Here is a 17,256-nt window from a genome sequence, read left to right as displayed (position 1 = left end):
ACAAGCGGCTTACACGGATGGAAGCCGCCGGGCATTCTATCGACCGGCTCCTGCCGCGCCGTGACCGCGGTCAATGGCGCGCGGCTCACCGCACGTAGATGGTCGGTCCGGGCGGCATCGGCGGCAGGAAGATTTCGGACTTCCCGCCGTTGCGTTCGATGATGATCGAGCGCGGCCGCACTTCCGACAGTTTCACGCCCTGCGTGAGCGCGCTGCCGAGCGACACCGCGCGCGGCGGTTCGCCGCCGTAGCTCACGATGGCCGCCGCGCCGCCCCGCAGCGCGAGGATGCCGAACAGATGCACATCCGAATTCGCCTGACGCTCGAGTTGTCCGCCGAAAATCGTCGCGGCCTGTTCGACCGATGGCGTGCGGGTCGCGGCGGCAGCGGGCAGCGGCGCGGTCTGGCGCGAGGTCAGCGTGACGACCCAGTACGTCACCGTCACGCAAAAGAGCGCGAGGGCGGCAAGCGTCAGCAGGCGGGTTTGCAGGGCGTTCATTACTGCACCAGATTGTTCAGTTCGATGATCGGCAGCATCACCGCGAGCACGATGACCAGCACCACGCCGCCCATCGCCAGGATCAGCAACGGTTCGAGCAGGCTCGTCAGGAACATCGTGCGGCGTTCGAGCTCGCGCGCTTCGCCTTCGGAAGCGCGATCGAGCATCGTGGTGACATCGCCGGTGGCTTCGCCGGAGCGGATCAGATGCACGAGCACGGGCGGAAACGTCTTCGTGTTGCCGAGCGCGCGCGACAGGGACGAGCCTTCGCGCACCCGCACGATGGCGTCGTCGACGTTATTGCGCATCGCCGTGTTGCTCAGCGTTTCGCCCGCGGCCTGCAACGCCCGCAGAATCGGCACGCCGGCAGCGGTCAGGATGGCGAGCGTACTGGCGAAGCGCACCGTGTTATAGCCGCGCACCAGCTTGCCGATGAGCGGCGCGGTCAGCACCCAGCGGTCGAACGCGAGGCGGGGCCCGGGCCGCGACAGAATGCGCCGCACGAGCCAGGCGATCACCACCACTGCGATCAGCACCGCCCACCAGTAGCTGCGCACGAATGCGGACAGCGCCATCATCATCACGGTGAGAAAGGGCAGCGCCTGCTTGGTGCTCGCGAACACGTTCACCACTTGCGGCACGACATAGCTCAACAGGAACGTGACGATGCCGAACGCGATGATCGTCACGATGCCCGGATACGTGAAGGCCAGGATGATCTTCTGCTTCAGCGCGTTGCGCTGCTCGATGTAATCGGCGAGACGCGACAGCACGAGCCCGAGCTTGCCGGTGTGCTCGCCCGCCGCCACCAGTGCGCGATAAATCTCCGGAAAGTCCTTCGGATGCTGCGCGAGCGCATTCGCGAACGAATGGCCGCCGAGCACTTCGGCGCGAATCGCGGCCATCAGCTCGCGGATGTAATCGCGTTCGGACTGCTCGGTCAGCACCGCGAGCGTTTCGCCGAGCGGCAGGCCGGCGATCAACAGGCTCGCCAGCTGGCGGGTCAGAATGGCCTGTTCGCGCTGCGACAGACGACGCCCGAGCGACAGCCGCTGCTGCCGCTCGCCGCGCGTGCGCGTGCCCGCCGCCTCGACGACGAGCGGCGTCAGCCCTTGCGTGCGCAACTGGCTGCGCGCGGCGCGGGCGCTGTCGGCATCGAGCACGCCGGTCTGCGTCTTGCCCGCGTGGTCGATCGCTTCGAAACGGAATGCTGGCATACGTTACGCTCCGCCCTTAGTCGCCGCCGGTCACGCGCAGCACTTCTTCGAGCGATGTCACGCCCGCCGCGAGCCAGCGGTTGCCGTCCTCGCGCAGCGTGCGCATGCCTTGCGCGCGGCCGGCCGCGAGAATCTCGGCATCGGCGGCGTTGCGATGGATCAGCGGACGGATCGCGTCGTCGATCAGCAGCAGTTCGTAGACGCCGCGACGGCCCACATAGCCCGACTGGCCGCATCGGTCGCAGCCGACCGGATGCCAGTGCTTCACGCCGTTTTCTTCATCGCGCTCTTCCTTGCACACCGGACACAACTGGCGCACGAGCCGCTGCGCGAGCACGCCCAGCAGCGACGACGCGAGCAGGTACGGCTCGACGCCCATGTCGGTGAGACGCGTGACGGCGGATGCCGCATCGTTCGTGTGCAGCGTCGCGAGCACCAGGTGACCGGTCAGCGACGCCTGCACCGCGATCTGCGCGGTTTCGAGGTCGCGGATTTCACCGATCATGATGATGTCGGGATCCTGGCGAAGAATCGAGCGCAGCGCCCGCGCGAACGTCATGCCGATGCGCTCGTTCACCTGCGTCTGGCCGATGCCCGACAAGTCGTATTCGATCGGGTCTTCCACCGTCATGATGTTGGTGGTCGTCGTTTCGAGCCGCGACATCGACGCATAGAGCGTGGTGGTCTTGCCGGAGCCGGTCGGCCCGGTCACGAGCACGATGCCGTGCGGCTTGCCGATCAGCTTGTCGAAGTTCACGAGCGTGTCGCGCGCCATGCCGAGCGTTTCGAGATTCAGGCGCTGCGCGTCCTTTTCGAGCAGACGCAGCACGGCACGTTCGCCGTGACCGGTCGGCAGCGTGGACACGCGGACATCGACCGGACGGCCGCCGACGCGCAACGTGATGCGGCCATCCTGCGGCAGGCGTTTCTCGGCGATATCGAGCTGCGCCATGATCTTGATGCGCGAAATCAGCGCGCCGTGCAGCGCCTTCTTCGGACGCACGACGTCGCGCAGCGTGCCGTCGACGCGGAACCGCACCACCGACGCGTTCTCGAACGGCTCGATGTGGATATCCGACGCCTGTTCGCGCGCCGCTTGCGTCAGGAGCGCGTTGATCATGCGGATGATCGGCGCGTCGTCCTCCGATTCCAGCAGGTCTTCCACTTCGGGAATGTCCTGCATGAGACGCGACAGATCGACTTCGCCTTCGACTTCGCCGACCACTTGCGCGGCGCTGCCGTCGTTGCGGGCGTACGCGGCGTTGATCGCGGCGGCGAGTTCGTCGGCGGATTTGCGGACGATCGAGAGCGCGCCGAAATTGCGCGCGACTTCCGCCAGCGCGGCATCGCTCGTGCGCTCGCTGATCCACACTTCGATGCTGTCCGCATGCTGATGCGCGAGCAAAATCTGCCCGCTGCGCGCGAAGCCGTAAGGCACGAGCCGCGCGGCCAGCGGCGACGCGGCCGTGGCGGCCCCGTGCTCGGCCGTATCGGCGATTGAGTTCGTGCTCTCGGCTACCGCGTTCAACGTGCTCACGGTCGGGCTCCTGTCGGACTGCTGTCGAGCGGCCGCGCGCTCGGCGCGTTGTTCGGCACCGCGTAGTTGTTCGTCGCCGCGTTGCCCGGCATGGCGTTGGTCGCCGCGTTGCCGGGCATTGCGTTCGTCGCGCCGTTCGCGGGGGCCGGATACGTGCCCTGCGGCGCCTGCTGATACGGCTGCGGCGCCGGGCCGGCGTTCGGGTCCTGCGGCAGCGTCGAACTCGGCACGCCGCGCGTCAGGTTGTTCCAGTCAAGCAGATTCTGGGCCGGCGCCCCACCGCCTTCACTCGGGCCGAGCGGCTTCGGCGGCATCATCGGCACATTCTGATCCTTGATGACGCGGTTATCCGTTGTCGATCCGTATTGCTGCTGGCGCAGATAGTCGTAACGCGTGTTCGCGATCTGCGTGGCCGTGGCCTGGTCGCGCACGATCACCGGACGCAGGAACACCATCAGGTTCGTTTTCGTGCGCGTCTTGCTTTCGCTGCGGAACAGGCTGCCGATGAACGGAATGTCGCCGAGCAGCGGAATCTTGCTGTTGTTGTTGTTGTACTGGTCCTGCATCAAGCCGCCCAGCACGACGATTTCCCCGTCATCCGCAAGGATGGTCGATTGCACCGAGCGCGTATTGATGGTCACGCCGCCCGGATCGGTCTTGGTCGTGGCATCGACGCTCGAGTCTTCCTGATAGATCTGCATCTTGAGCACGCCGCCGTCCGTGATCTGCGGCTTCACGTGCAGCGTCACGCCGACGTCGCGGCGGTCGAACGTGTTGAACGCCGTCACCGACGTCGCCGCGTTGGCGGTCGGCGTGGCGTACGAGCCCGTCACCACCGGCACGTTCTGGCCGACGACGATCTTCGCTTCCTCGTTGTCGAGCGTGATCAGATTCGGCGTGGAAAGGATGTTGGCGTCCGCCGATGTCAACAGCGCCTGCAGCAGCCCGCCCAGACCGAACAGATTGCCGAAGCGGTGCAGCAGGCCGATGTTGAGGCCGTTGGCGAGCAGGCCGGTCGTCGACGTGATGGCGGAGGGATTCTGCGCGATCGCATTGCCCTGCACGGTCAGATCGAAGATGTTCGTGTTGCCGGAGCCGAAACTCGTGCTGCCGTAGAGCGCGTTGTTGCCGCCGTTCGAGAGCAGCAAGCCCTGCCACTGAATGCCGAGATTCGCGCCCGTCGTCGCGGAAAGCTCGACGATCAGCGCTTCGATGTAGACCTGCGCGCGGCGCGCGTCCAGTTGGTCGATGACCGAGCGCAGGTTGCGATAGACCGGATCGGCCGCGGTGATGATGAGCGAATTCGTCGCGGAATCCGCCTGGATCATGCCGCCGCCGCTGCCCGTGTCGTTGCCGCTGTCGCTGTCCTTGTTGGACGAGAAGCTGCTGTCGCGGTTGCCGCCCGAGCCGGACATCGGATTGTTGCCCATGCCCGAACTGCTGCTGCTGCTCATGCCGCCAGGCAGCGGCGGCATCCCGGCGGTGCCCGTCGATGTGGACGAGTTGCCGAGGCCGCTCTGCCCGAACGAGTTCGATGTATTCGAGTTCGAACTGCTCGAACTGTTGTCCGAGCCGCCGCCCTTGCCGAGCATCGCCCGCAGCGTCTTGGCAAGACGCGTCGCGTCGGCGTTGCGCAGCGCCACGACGTGCATGTTGCCGGGTTCGGACGTGGGTGCATCCAGCTTTTTCGCCAGCGCCTTCGCCGCCGCGAGACGCGCGCTGCTGGACGCGCGGAACATGAGCGAGTTCGTGCGCGCGTCGGGCGTGACGGTAACTTTGAGCGTCGCGTCGGTGCTGCCGATGGTGCCGGGATCGAGCAGCTTGTTCATCTGCTCGGCGACATCGATGGCGTTCGCGTTCTTGAGCGCGACGACATCGACTTCGCGGCCCGCTGCGGTATCGATACCCGCGATGATGCCGGCGATACGCCGCACGTTGTCGGCGTAATCGGTGACGACGAGCGTGTTGTTCGCGGGATAGGCGGCGATCGTGTTGTTCGGCGAGATCAGCGGGCGCAGCACCGGCAGCAGATTGTTCGCCGATTCGTTGCGCAGCGTGAAGACCTGCGTGATGACCTGATCGCCGCGCGCGCCCGGCGCATTGCCGACGTAGGTCGGCACGCCCTGCAGCTTGGCGTCGGCTTCGGGCACGACCTTCAGGACGCCGTGATCCTGCACGAGCGAGAAGCCCTGCATGCGCAGCGACGACTGCAACGTCTTCAGCGCCTGTTCCTCCGGGACCGGATTTTCGGAGACGAGGTTGAGCTGCCCCTTCACACGGGGATCGACGATGATGGTTTTGCCGGTAGCCGCCCCGATCGCCTTCGCGACCTGATCGATATCGGCGTTGACGAAATTCAACGTCACTTGCGCGTGCGCGGCTTGCGCGACGATAAGTCCCGCCGCCAGCAGTGCCGTCGCCATGCGACGCAGTGCCATAGGTTGTCTTCTCATGGATGTGATGTCTGAGCCGGCCTACAAAAATTAACCGGCTAAGGCAACGCCGTTCATTCATTCGACGGCGCTGCCGACCGTGGTGCGAGCGTGTCCGCTCCACCACGATTATTTATAAAAATGTGACGATAGCAGCTTTGCGTAACGAATTTATTCCAATTCGCTGACGTACTGGCTGCAGCCGGCTGCGTGCCGAGTGATTCCCGCTGCCGCTAAAGCCCTACAGAAACTTGCCGATACACCGTCAGGCGGCTTCCGTCGACCCGGTCGATTTTGCGCGGGAGCCGAATTGTAACGCGTATACAATACTTTATTATTCATACGTTTAGCTGCGCATTGCGGGCCGTCCCAGGCCGCGGCCGCGGCTGCCCGCGCGCCGCGCCCGGCCTATGTCGGCTAGCCAACTTATGGCCTAAAACGTCAGCCGGTATCATACGGGCGGTTCCGCTTGGCCGGCGCGTGCTTCATACGCGGGTTTTCCCGACGCCGGCCTGGCTCGAACATTGGGTTTCCGGCGTCGGCGCGCACGCGTCGCGTCGGCGGTATGACGTCCCGCGTCGGCGGATGGAGTAGATAGACGATGAAGAGATTCCTGCGATTACCTGTGATGGCGCTCGGCGCGATGTTGGCGGCCGGCGCGGCGCATGCCGACTGCTTCGACGAAGCGGCCAAGTACCAGAAGGTGAATCCGCTCATACTGCGCGCCATTGCCTGGCAGGAATCGCACAACAAACCCGACGCCATCAACAAGAACGCCAACGGCTCGACGGACTACGGGCTGATGCAGATCAATTCCATCCACCTCAACACGCTGTCCCAATACGGGATTTCGAGCGGCACGCTGATGGAACCGTGCAAGAGCGTCTACGTCGCCGCGTGGCACTTGCGCCAGAAGATGAACAAGTACGGCAACTCGTGGCAGGCGGTCGGTGCTTACCATTCCGAAACACCCGCGCTGCGCGACAAATACTCGGCGCAGATCATCGAGATTTTGCGGCGCTGGAAGCTGCTGCAAGCCGCCAAGTAATCCGAACGTCGAAGGGGCAGCGGCCGCAAGCGCCGCTTCCGCTGCATTTTGATGCAGAATCGTCGCTTTAAGCCCTCGCGACGCCCCGGCGCGCTTCCACCGATCGCCCGCAATGAATCAGACACCACTGCCAGTCACCGTGCTTTCGGGCTTCATCGGCGCGGGCAAGTCCACGCTTCTCGACGCGCTGCTCGCCAATCGGCAGGACTTGCGAATCGGCACGATCGCCGGTCATGCGCTGCACGACCTGGAACAGGCGCTCGTCGATCTCGCCGCACAGCAGCGCTTCGACGCCATCGTGATCGAATCGACGGCGGTCGATAACCCGATGGACATCGCCGAACATCCCGCTTTCGCCGACGACGACGAAGCCGCGCTCGCCGGCCGCGCGCGTCTCGATACCTTCGTGACCGTCGTCGATGCATCGAGCTTCATGCGGGACTATGCATCGGCGGATTCGCTGGCGGAGCGGGGCATCGATATCGGCGACGAAGCGCACGACGAAGGCGGGACGGTCGTCGAAACGCTCGTCGAGCAGATCGAATTCTGCGATGTGATCGTGCTGAACAAGATCGATCTCGTCGGTGAAGCAGAACTCGTGAAAGTGGCGCGCGTGCTGCACGCGCTCAATCCGCGCGCCGTGCAAGTGCGCGCGCAGTCCGGCAACGCGCCCGTCGACGAGTTGATCGACACCGGCCGCTTCGAATTCGATGCTACGGCGAGCGCGCCGGGCTGGCTGTCGATTCTCAACGGCGATACCGCAGATGAGGGGAGCGCCGGGCATTACGTGTATCGCGCACGGCGGCCTTTTCATCCCGATCGGCTCTGGAATCTGCTGCACCAGGAATGGCCGGATGTGTTGCGTGCGAAGGGCTTCTTCTGGCTCGCGACGCGCAGTGTCGTCGGCGGGTCGTTGTCGCAGGCGGGCGGGACGCTGCGTCACGGTCCGGCAGGCGTGTGGTGGGCGGCTCAGGATCGCAGCGAATGGCCGACGGATGACCCCGAACTCGAAGCGGAAATCGTCGCGGAATGGTTCGGCGATCCGGACGACAACAGCATCGGCGACAGACGGCAGGAGCTGGTGCTGATCGGTCTCGATCTCGATGCCGACGCGTGGCAGCGCAAGTTCGACGCATGCCTGCTGACCGACGAAGAATGGGCGCTCGGCGCTGACGGCTGGCGGCAGTTCAGCGACCCGTTCCCGGCGTGGGACGTGGAAGAACACGATCACGACCATGAGCACGATGACCAAGATCATCATGACCACGGCCCCGGCTGTGGTTGCGACGATCATCGGCAGTAAAGCCGAAAAAAAAACCCGCCGATGGCGGGTTTTCAGATTCTCATGGTCTCCAGCTTATCTCCGCACATGCGGAAGAACCTGACCAACAGGCGCTGCGAGGCGCTGCGCGGTAGCGGAGAGCGCCACACACGGCAGACAGCTTACTTCTTGTTGACTGCGTCCTTGAATGCCTTGCCGGCCGTGAACTTGACCGTCTTTGCCGCCGGAATCTTGATGGATTCGCCGGTCTTCGGGTTACGGCCGGTGCGCGCTGCGCGCTTTCCCGAGCCGAAGCTACCGAAACCGATCAACTGTACCGCGTCACCTTTCGAGACAGCCTTCTTGATCACTTCGAGCAACGTGTCGAGCGTTTCGCCGGTTTGAGCTTTGCTGGCGCCGGTCTGAGCGGCTACGGCGTCGATCAATTCCTGTTTGTTCATTAAGGTTCCTTTATCAGTTTAGGTTGACACGAACAGCGCGAACGCGCCGATTATACGTGCGCAAGCTCTGCAGTCGAGTAGGGGCGCCCTTCTGGCGGGCCTGTCGCGGCTGTCGGGCGAACCGGCGCGGTTTCGCGTCGCTTCGTCTGCATTGCCTTGCGTCAAAGCTCTCGCGCCGCCTACGAACGAGGCGCTTCGTATGATAGCGCAGCGCAAACCCAATCAGGATAAGGGTTTCAAAGATTTACCCTTATGTAACGAGGGGTTGCCGGCAGGTTTTTGACGCGCAATGTCCGCCCGTCCGGGCAGGGTTTTCGAGGGGGCGATCGAAACTGGAACGCGCGTTGGTTTTTGCCAACGTTCCGGGCGAAAACGCTTGTCCGTATTGGGTTTGCGGCGTTCGGGCACCGTTCGGGGCTGGGAGCGATACAGTGTCACGTTCCCTCCGACTTCACGCTCGACGCATGACCGACTGCTCGCCGCTTCTCGCATTTCACGATCTTCCCGCGCGCTGGAAGGACAAGCGCATCTTCACGTTTCTCGCTGCGGATGCGGGCAACGGGAGTCTCAAGGCCTTGCTCGCGGTATGGCGTCGATGGCGCGAATCCGGCGCGCGCAGCGAGCGTCTGCATCTCGTTGCGACTGTGCCGCCCACGGTTTCAGAAGATGACGACGCGCTCGCGGCCGAACTCGGCGACGCGTTGCCGATACGCACGCCTGGCCTGCATCGCCTGGAATTCGATGCCGGGCGCGTCGTCCTGACGCTCGCAATCGGAAACGAAAACGACATGCTGCCGAAGCTGTGGCTGCGCGCCGATGCGATGCACTTCGACGCATCGCAACACGACGATCCGCGCAAGCTCTGCAAGACGCTCGCACGCTTCGCCGCCGATGACGCGACGCTATCGGCGTCGGCCGCCGAGCCTGCGAAAGCAGCTTTGCTGAAGGCCCTTGCAGCTTCCGGCTTCGACTGCGACGCGACGTCCGACGGCATGACAGGCCGCTTCGCGCCGCGCTGGCGCGTGCGCCGTCACGAACCGCCCGTCGCCTGCCACGCGCCGGTGCGCGAGGCGATCGTCATCGGCGCGGGACTCGCGGGATGCGCGATGACATCGGCGCTCGCGTCTCGCGGATGGCGCGTCACGCTGATCGACCGCCACGCGTCGCCCGCGCTCGACGCATCGGGCAATCCGGCTGGCGTCTTTCATCCGATCGTCTGGCGCGACGACAGCATCGCCGCTCGACTGACGCGCGCCGGTTTTCTCCACGCGCTGCGTCGATGGCCCGCGCTCGAAGCGGCGGGCCACGACTTGCAGCGCAGCGTCGCGGGCCTCCTGCAAATCGCCGACACGCCCGAGGATGCGGACGCGCTCGCCGCCGCCATCGAACGATTCGGCTACCCGCGCGAGTACGTCACCGCGATGACGCGCGACGCAGCATCGCGGGCGGCGGGCGTCGATGTCGCGCGCGGCGGATGGTTCTTCCCGCACGGCGGCTCCATCTCGCCAGCGGCCGTCTGCGCGGCGCAACTGGCCGCCGCCGGCGACGCGCTCACCGCGCGCATGAACACGGAAGTGGCGCGGATCGAGCAGGACGGCCGCGGCTGGCAGGCGTTCGATGCCGGCGGCGCACTCATCGCGAAAGCCCCCGTCGTGGTGCTGGCGAACGCCCGCGATGCGGCGCGCCTCGCCGGCCTTCACGGCGAACCGACACGGGGCGTGCGCGGCCAGCTTTCGATCCTCGGCGCAAGCCCGCTCGATGCACTGCGCGTGCCGGTCATCGGCGACGGATACGCGGTACCGCTGGGCAACGGCCGCACGCTGATCGGCGCGACGTACGACATCGACGATACGGACCCCCACATGCGCGATGCGGGACATCGGGAAAATATCGAGCGCGTCGGCCGCATGCTGCCGGCGCTTCGCGACGTATCCGCGTCGCAGGGACGCGTGGCGTTTCGCTGCGTGACGAGCGACCGCATGCCGATGATCGGCCAGCTCGCCGACGAAACCGCCGCTCGCCGCGACGCGCAGAGGCTGTCGGGCGCGTGGCCGCTCGACCTCACGCGCGTCGAAGGTCTGTACGGCGCGTTCGCGTTCGGTTCGCGCGGCCTCGTATGGGCGGCGCTCGCGGCGGAACTCATCGCATCGCAGATCGGAGGCGAGCCGTGGCCCATCGAACGCGAGCTGGCCGAAGCCATCGACCCGGCGCGATTCCTGTTGCGAGCGTTACGTCACGGAGAGATCACCGCGGCGTAGTTATCCTCGTGACTCTGTGGATAAGCCAGGGAATTGCGGCAAGAAGAGCTGTGAACGCGTTGTGCACGTAAACGGGACAAGCGGCAGACGCCCCTGGAACGGCTTAAAGTTGTTCTGCGTTAACGGCGCGGCAAGAACATGTTTACCGCGCGGTTCTTCGACGCGCATCTCTTTGACCCGCAACGGTAAACACGGGTTGTCCACAGAAGCGGCGGCGCCTTGTTAACTACTACTACGTTTATATACAGTAAACCTGTAAACACCTGAAGGCGGGGTCATCGACAGCGGAAAACCCGATGCCCGACCGGTCGCTATTTCCGCAACAAGCCGCAAGCAGTCGCTTTTACTTCGCAGGAATCATGGGGTTGCAGTTCGGCCGCAGGCACTGGCGTGTGGCACAATCGCGCTTCTTCCTGCGTCGCGCCGGTCAGCCGGCGACCGCTTCAATGGAACGACGCTTGCGGAACGACAATCCGATCATCAAGCCGCAAGTTCGTTTTCCAGGTCCGGCCAGCGCTCGCGCGCGGCGCATCCCAGTGCTTTCCGAGAGCCAGGATGCGAGCAAGCCAGGCAGCTCGAGCCGGACGCGTCACAAGGTCGTACACGGCTGAACCGTGACGCCGTGTTCGGTCAAGTTCGTTTGGCCTGAATGAACCTACGCTCAGTCGTTGTCGGGTAGCGCGTATCGGCGTGTCCCGCGAGTCTCGCTGTAACGCGCGGCCCATGCGACCGGCGTGTCCTCTGCTGCAGCAACGAAGGAGAAGCCCATAAGATGAATTCGGCATTTTCATTTCTTCCCGCGTGGCCGCTCGAACCCGACGCCATTCTGTGGGCCGGTCTCGCGCTGGTCACGGCGGGCCTCGCCGGAGAATTGCTGTGGCGCGCATGGCGGCTGCCGCGCATCACGGGCTACGCGGTGATCGGCCTCATCGCGGGCAATGCGGGTCTCGGCGTGATCGACGCCAGCGCGGGCGGCCTGTCGCGCCCGCTGCTCGATGTCGCGCTCGGACTGCTGCTCTTCGAACTCGGCGGCCGGCTCGACCTGCGCTGGATCCGCCGCAATCCTTATCTGATTTTGTCGAGCATCGCGGAATCGACGCTGACCTTCATTCTCGTGCTGATTGCACTGATGCTCGTCAAGGTGCCGACGATGCCCTCGATCGTGATCGCCGCGATCGCGATGGCGACTTCACCCGCGATGGTCATCCAGCTCAAGACCGAACTGCGCGCGGAAGGCCAGGTCACCCAGCGGCTGATGACGTTGACCGCGCTTAACAGCATGTACGCGGTCATCGTCGAAAAGCTCGCGGCGGGCGTGCTGCATCAGGAGATTTACGGCAACACGTTCGCGACGATTCTTCAGCCGCTGTATCTGCTGCTCGGCTCGCTCGTGCTCGCGTTTCTGCTCGCGCGCGCGTGCAACCTGCTCTACCGCCGTCTGAACGCGAACGACGAGCATTCGTTCGTCGCGCTCTTCGGCCTCGTGCTGCTGGCGATCGCCGTCGCGCACATCTTCAAGCTCTCGACGATCCTCGCGCTGCTCGCGGCGGGCATCATCGTGAAGAATGCCGATGAGCGGCCGCAACTGTGGCCGTCGCATTTTGGCTCGGCGGGGTGGCTTCTCACCGTCATTCTGTTCGCCCTGACGCTGACTTCGTTCCACTGGCGCGATATTGCGCTCGGCGGGGTGGCGGCGCTCGGGCTGATCGTCGCGCGGGTGATCGGCAAGCTCGTGGGCGTGATGATCTTCGCAAAACCGAGCGGACTGAACTGGAAGCAGGGCGCGGCGCTCGGCGTGGCGCTCACGCCGATGTCTGCGCTCGCGTACCTGCTCGTCGACGACATGTACGTGCTGTATCCCGACTACGACCCGACCTTGCGCGCGATCGTCATGTGTTCGATCGTCGTGCTTCAGATCGCGACGCCCTTCGTGGTTTACCGTAGTTTGTCCGCGGTCGGCGAGCGCCGCGAGTAAGCGCGCGCCGCCGCTCATGCACTGATCAACAAGAGGCGTCATGGCACTCGAACCATTCATCGACTCCGAGCCGTTCACGTTCGGCGTGGAACTGGAGATCCAGGTCGTCAATACGCACGACTACGATCTGACTCGCGCCGCGTCCGACCTGATGCGGCTCATCAAGGACGAAAAGATTCCCGGCAACATCACGCCGGAGATCACCGAAAGCATGATCGAGCTTTCGACGGGCATCTGCACGACGCACGAGCAGGCCGTCGCCGATCTGCGCAAGATCCGCGATACGCTCGTCGCGGCGGCGGACCAGCTGAACGTCGGACTCGCGGGCGGCGGCACGCATGCGTTTCAGCAATGGAGCGATCGCCAGATCTACGACGCGCCGCGCTTTCAGTACATCTCCGAGCTGTACGGCTATCTCGCGAAGCAGTTCACGGTCTTCGGGCAGCACGTGCATATCGGTTGCCCCGATCCGAACAGCGCGTTGTTCCTGCTGCACGCGATGTCGCGCTACATCCCGCACTTCATCGCGTTGTCGGCATCGTCGCCGTATATTCAGGGCGTCGATACGGGCTTTCACTCGGCGCGGCTCAACTCCGTGTTCGCGTTTCCGCTGTCGGGACGCGCGCCGTTCACGCTGACGTGGGACAGCTTCGAAGAATACTTCTCGAAGATGGTCAACACGGGCGTCGTCAACAGCATGAAGGACTTCTACTGGGACATCCGGCCGAAGCCCGGTTTCGGCACCATCGAAGTCCGCGTGATGGACACGCCGCTTTCTGTCGATCGCGCCGCGGCCATCGCTTGCTACATTCAAACGTTGTCGCGTTACCTGCTGCTCGACAAGCCGCTGACGCCGAAGGAAGACGACTACCTCGTCTATACGTTCAACCGCTTCGAAGCATGCCGCTTCGGTTTCGGAGGCACGTGCATCCATCCGCAGACGGGCGAGCGCCGCACCATCGCCGAGGACATCCTCGCCACGCTCGACGTGCTCGCTCCCCATGCCGAAGCGCTCGGTTCGCAAGCGGCGCTCGCACAGGTCGCGGATATCGCGCGCGGCGGCGTCAATGATGCGTCGTGGCTGCGCGGCGTATTCGACAAGGAAAAGTCCCTGCACGAAGCCGTCCGTCAGCAATGCCTGCAATGGCGCGCCTGAGACGGCGCGCGCATTGCCCGCATTAGCGTCAATCCGAGAAGGCCGCCTGGAATGTATCCGGCGGCCTTTTTCCTTCGGACCCGTTCAGGCGTCGCTGTGTATGAAACGCGTGCATGTCGCCGGCGCAATAGGATTTCTTCCACCGCGATTAGCGCAAAGCCGGATGGCATCCTTAAGATTTGCATTCAGCGTCCGTATACCTGAGTAATAGAAAGTAACGGAGTCAGTCTGTTGCCGTTGGTTACTGAAAGAACATCCCGAAAGGCAATCGGACCGGCGTCTGTTCCTTGCACGAAGGCCCGCAACGGACCGGAACGTGGCCTTCCGCACGATACCGACCGTTACCGAAAATACACTCACGACGAAATAAGCCGTTTTTCCACGGGTTATCCACAGTTTTGCGTGGATAATTAAGGTGTACGTTTCGTCTCAGTCGCTTAGAATGGCGACTTTCCCGGCGGCGCGGTATAGTCGGCGAAAGAGCGCCACGGCTGGACAAAAGAAGGCGCAAAACGAAGAGGGTGGCAATGTCCCCTTTCAGGCAAAGCGAATTGGCTTGGTACGCCTGAATTTTGAGACGGCGGGGACCACGAACCGGGAGTTATCCCGACGAACGGACAAGGTGAGTCGGGGCGGCTTTCGGGGCGAGGGGTTCGCGGTTCCAGGCGGACATGCCGTCGAAACCCATAAAGCGGAAAACAAGCGAAATATTATGAGTGAAGGCGTTTACGGAGAGCAGGCGACGGGGCGGGTGACCCACGGCCTGCTGAGGCTGAGCACTGCGATGCGCAGCCAGGCTTGGGAGTGGGCGGAAGGTGCGGGGCTCACGCCGACTCAAGGTGAAATTCTCGTGCTGCTCATGCAGCGTAAAGGGCCGATGCGCCTTGGCGAGATTGCGCGCGAGACGGCGCTGACCGCCGCGACGACGAGCGATGCCGTCAGCACGCTCGAAGGCAAGGGGCTCGTCGAAAAGCGCCGCGCCCTCGACGATGGCCGCGCCCTCGCGGTTCGTCTGACCGCCCGCGGCCGCACTGCCGCAAAGAAGGCGCTGCAATGGCCGGACTTCCTCTCGAAGGCGGTCGGCACGCTGCGCGAAGACGAGCAGGCGGCGCTCTATCGCTCGCTGCTGAAGACGATTCGTCAACTCGAAGCGCAGCAGCAGATTCCCGCGCACCGCATGTGCCTCTCCTGTTCGCACTTCGAGGTCAGCAAGAACCCGAAGAAGGTCTCGCATCACTGCGCGCTTCTTCAGATCGACATGGCCGACACGGACCTGCGTCTCGACTGTTCGGTATACGAAGAAGGCGATCTCGGCCAGCAGAAGAAAGTCTGGAAAGTCTTCGCGCAGATCGCCTGAAGCCGGGCAGGAAATATCGGTGGCATTCCGCGCTGTGAGGCGTCGGCGAGTCGGTTAGACTGTGCCGTCGCGCCTCGCAGCGAGGCGCGGCTCGTCCCTGGTTCTTGTTCCGGGCCACGCAGTCGACTCTGGAAGCGCCGATGAAACATGAAGTCCTGGCGATTCGCCACGTCCATTTCGAAGATCTCGGCAGTCTGGAGCTGGTCCTCGGCGACCGTGGCCATCTCGTGCGTTATCTCGACGTCGGGCGCGGGCGCATCGCGGCGCCGAATCCGCTGGACCCGTCGTTGCTCGTCGTGCTCGGCGGGCCGATCGGCGCATATGAAGACGCGCACTATCCCCATCTCGGCCCGCTGCTGTCGATGCTCGAAAAGCGCATTGCAGCGGGCCTCCCTACCATCGGCATCTGTCTCGGCTCGCAGCTGATCGCGCGGGCGCTCGGCGCGCGCGTGTATTCGTCGGGGCGGCTCGAGCTCGGCTGGTCGCCGCTTTCGCTGACGGAAGCGGGACGCGCATCGCCGTTGCGCCATCTCGATTCGCTGCCCGTCTTTCACTGGCACGGCGATACGTTCGATCTGCCCGAAGGCGCGACGCATCTTGCATCGACCGAAGCGTGCGCGCATCAGGCGTTCTCCTGGGGCGAGCATGTGCTCGCGCTGCAGTGTCATGCAGAAGTGCTGACGGACCGCTTCGAGAACTGGCTGATCACGTATCCCGCCGATATCGCTCGTGGCGGTGCAACCGTCACCGGCTTGCGAGATGCAACCGCCCGGCACGGAGCCGCCCTCGAAACCGCCGCCCGCGCGATGTTCGGCGAATGGCTCGACCGCTTTCCCTCTGCATCGCGAGCAGGCTGATTCTCCGGCGCTGCGCGCAAAAAAGCGCAGTGCTATGCTCGATCGCTCCTCTTCGCGACGGGCTTACTACATGAGCGCGCTGTTCACTCCCGCGACCCTTCGAGGTCTGCACGTTCCCAATCGCATCGTCGTTTCACCGATGTGCCAGTACTCCGCCGAGCGCGGCGAAGCCACCGCGTGGCACATGATCCATCTCGGCCATCTGGCGTTGTCCGGAGCGGGGATGCTGTGCATCGAGGCGACGGCGGTGGAGCCGGACGGACGCATCACGCCGGGCGACCTCGGCTTGTGGGACGACGTCACCGAAGCGGCGCTGCGGCCCGTGCTCGCGGCGATTCATAAGCATTCGAAGATCGCAGTGACGATGCAGCTCGCGCATGCGGGCCGCAAGGCATCGAGCCGCAAGCCGTGGGAGGGCGGGCAGCTCATCTACGTCGCGGATGGCGGATGGATGACGCACGCGTCATCGGCTGTTGCGCATAAGCCCGGCGAAACGCCGCCGCTCGCGCTCGATACCGCCGGTCTCTTGCGCGTGAAGGAAGCCTTCGTGGCCTCGGCGCGGCGGGCCGCGCGGCTCCGCATCGACGCGCTCGAGGTTCACGCGGCGCATGGCTATCTGCTGCATCAGTTTCTGTCGCCGATTTCGAATCAGCGCACCGACGAATACGGCGGATCGCGCGAAAACCGCATGCGTTATCCGCTCGAGATTTTCGATGCCGTGCGCGCGGCGTTTCCGGATAACAGGCCCGTCGGCGTGCGCGTCTCGGCCACGGACTGGGTAGAAGGCGGATGGGGCATCGAAGATACGATCGCGTTCGCATCGGAATTGAAGACGCGCGGCGTTCAACTGGATCGACGTATCGTCGGGCGGGGTATCGCCCCAGCAGAAGATTCCGCTCGAGCCGGGCTATCAGACGCCGTTCGCGAAGGCCGTCAAGGAAGCGACGGACGTGACCACCATCGCGGTCGGGCTCATCACGGAGCCGAAGCATGCGGAAGATGTCATCGCGAGCGGGCAGGCCGACTTCGTTGCGATGGCGCGCGCGATGCTCTACGATCCGCGCTGGCCGTGGCACGCCGCGGCGCAGCTTGGCGCAACCGTCAGCGCCCCGCCGCAGTACTGGCGTTCGCAACCGCGCGAGCAGAAGCACTTGTTCGGCGACGTATCGTTCGGCCAGCGCTAGTTCGGCCCGGTTGA

General features: G+C 64.4%; 12 protein-coding genes and 1 pseudogene. 8 read left to right on the top strand and 5 right to left on the bottom strand.

All coding sequences use genetic code 11. From position 1 onward, the window contains the following. Positions 1 to 85 precede the first annotated feature (85 nt). Genes P9255_RS19005 through gspD form a run of 4 tightly spaced genes read right to left on the bottom strand, consistent with a single transcriptional unit; the run spans position 86 to position 5,691 of the window. Positions 86 to 499: a type II secretion system protein N gene (locus P9255_RS19005; RefSeq protein ID WP_309763709.1), complete on the bottom strand. Its 414-nt coding sequence runs from the start codon at positions 497 to 499 to the stop codon at positions 86 to 88. Further along, entirely contained in the window at positions 499 to 1,716 is a 1,218-nt protein-coding gene (gspF, locus tag P9255_RS19000) for a type II secretion system inner membrane protein GspF (RefSeq protein WP_309763710.1), read from the bottom strand. Before gspF ends, P9255_RS19005 begins: the two co-directional genes overlap by 1 nt. Positions 1,717 to 1,732: 16 nt before the next feature. Further along, positions 1,733 to 3,253 carry a type II secretion system ATPase GspE gene (gene gspE, locus P9255_RS18995; protein WP_404980372.1) on the bottom strand — a complete coding sequence of 507 codons (1,521 nt, stop codon included), beginning with the start codon at positions 3,251 to 3,253 and terminating at the stop codon, positions 1,733 to 1,735. Further along, positions 3,250 to 5,691, bottom strand: a complete 2,442-nt coding sequence (gene gspD / locus P9255_RS18990; protein WP_309790272.1) for a type II secretion system secretin GspD — start codon at positions 5,689 to 5,691, stop codon at positions 3,250 to 3,252. Before gspD ends, gspE begins: the two co-directional genes overlap by 4 nt. Before the next feature lie 595 nt (positions 5,692 to 6,286). Here gspD and P9255_RS18985 point away from each other — a divergent pair. Continuing rightward, positions 6,287 to 6,733: a lytic transglycosylase domain-containing protein gene (locus tag P9255_RS18985; RefSeq protein WP_309790271.1), complete on the top strand. Its 447-nt coding sequence runs from the start codon at positions 6,287 to 6,289 to the stop codon at positions 6,731 to 6,733. A gap of 112 nt (positions 6,734 to 6,845) precedes the next feature. After that, complete coding sequence (locus P9255_RS18980) at positions 6,846 to 8,036, top strand: GTP-binding protein (RefSeq protein ID WP_309790270.1); 1,191 nt, start codon at positions 6,846 to 6,848, stop codon at positions 8,034 to 8,036. Positions 8,037 to 8,176: 140 nt separating this feature from the next. Here the strand turns inward: P9255_RS18980 and P9255_RS18975 are convergent, their stop codons facing one another. Further along, complete coding sequence (locus P9255_RS18975) at positions 8,177 to 8,455, bottom strand: HU family DNA-binding protein (RefSeq protein WP_035962086.1); 279 nt, start codon at positions 8,453 to 8,455, stop codon at positions 8,177 to 8,179. A 464-nt stretch (positions 8,456 to 8,919) separates the two neighbouring features. Between P9255_RS18975 and mnmC the strand changes: the two genes are divergently transcribed. The 6 genes and pseudogenes from mnmC to P9255_RS18945 all read left to right on the top strand — a co-directional run bounded on the left by mnmC (position 8,920) and on the right by P9255_RS18945 (position 17,242). Continuing rightward, positions 8,920 to 10,713: a bifunctional tRNA (5-methylaminomethyl-2-thiouridine)(34)-methyltransferase MnmD/FAD-dependent 5-carboxymethylaminomethyl-2-thiouridine(34) oxidoreductase MnmC gene (gene mnmC / locus P9255_RS18970; protein ID WP_309790269.1), complete on the top strand. Its 1,794-nt coding sequence runs from the start codon at positions 8,920 to 8,922 to the stop codon at positions 10,711 to 10,713. Between the two features lie 772 nt (positions 10,714 to 11,485). Next, a complete protein-coding gene (locus P9255_RS18965) occupies positions 11,486 to 12,688 on the top strand; it encodes a cation:proton antiporter (RefSeq protein ID WP_309763715.1) in 1,203 nt (400 codons plus the stop codon). A gap of 40 nt (positions 12,689 to 12,728) precedes the next feature. Beyond that, on the top strand, positions 12,729 to 13,844 hold the full coding sequence (locus tag P9255_RS18960; RefSeq protein WP_309790268.1) for a YbdK family carboxylate-amine ligase: 1,116 nt from the start codon (positions 12,729 to 12,731) through the stop codon (positions 13,842 to 13,844). A 712-nt stretch (positions 13,845 to 14,556) separates the two neighbouring features. Continuing rightward, a complete protein-coding gene (locus P9255_RS18955; RefSeq protein ID WP_309765377.1) occupies positions 14,557 to 15,201 on the top strand; it encodes a MarR family winged helix-turn-helix transcriptional regulator in 645 nt (214 codons plus the stop codon). A gap of 140 nt (positions 15,202 to 15,341) precedes the next feature. Then, positions 15,342 to 16,058, top strand: coding sequence for a glutamine amidotransferase (locus tag P9255_RS18950; protein ID WP_309763717.1), 717 nt, complete (start codon positions 15,342 to 15,344; stop codon positions 16,056 to 16,058). A 70-nt stretch (positions 16,059 to 16,128) separates the two neighbouring features. Further along, positions 16,129 to 17,242 (top strand): annotated as a pseudogene (locus P9255_RS18945) (NADH:flavin oxidoreductase/NADH oxidase). Positions 17,243 to 17,256 lie beyond the last annotated feature (14 nt).

Source organism: Caballeronia sp. LZ019 (assembly GCF_031450825.1).
Taxonomy (GTDB): Bacteria; Pseudomonadota; Gammaproteobacteria; order Burkholderiales; family Burkholderiaceae; genus Caballeronia.
Note: the sequence above shows the minus strand (reverse complement) of the source record. Positions and strands in the feature narration are given on the sequence as shown.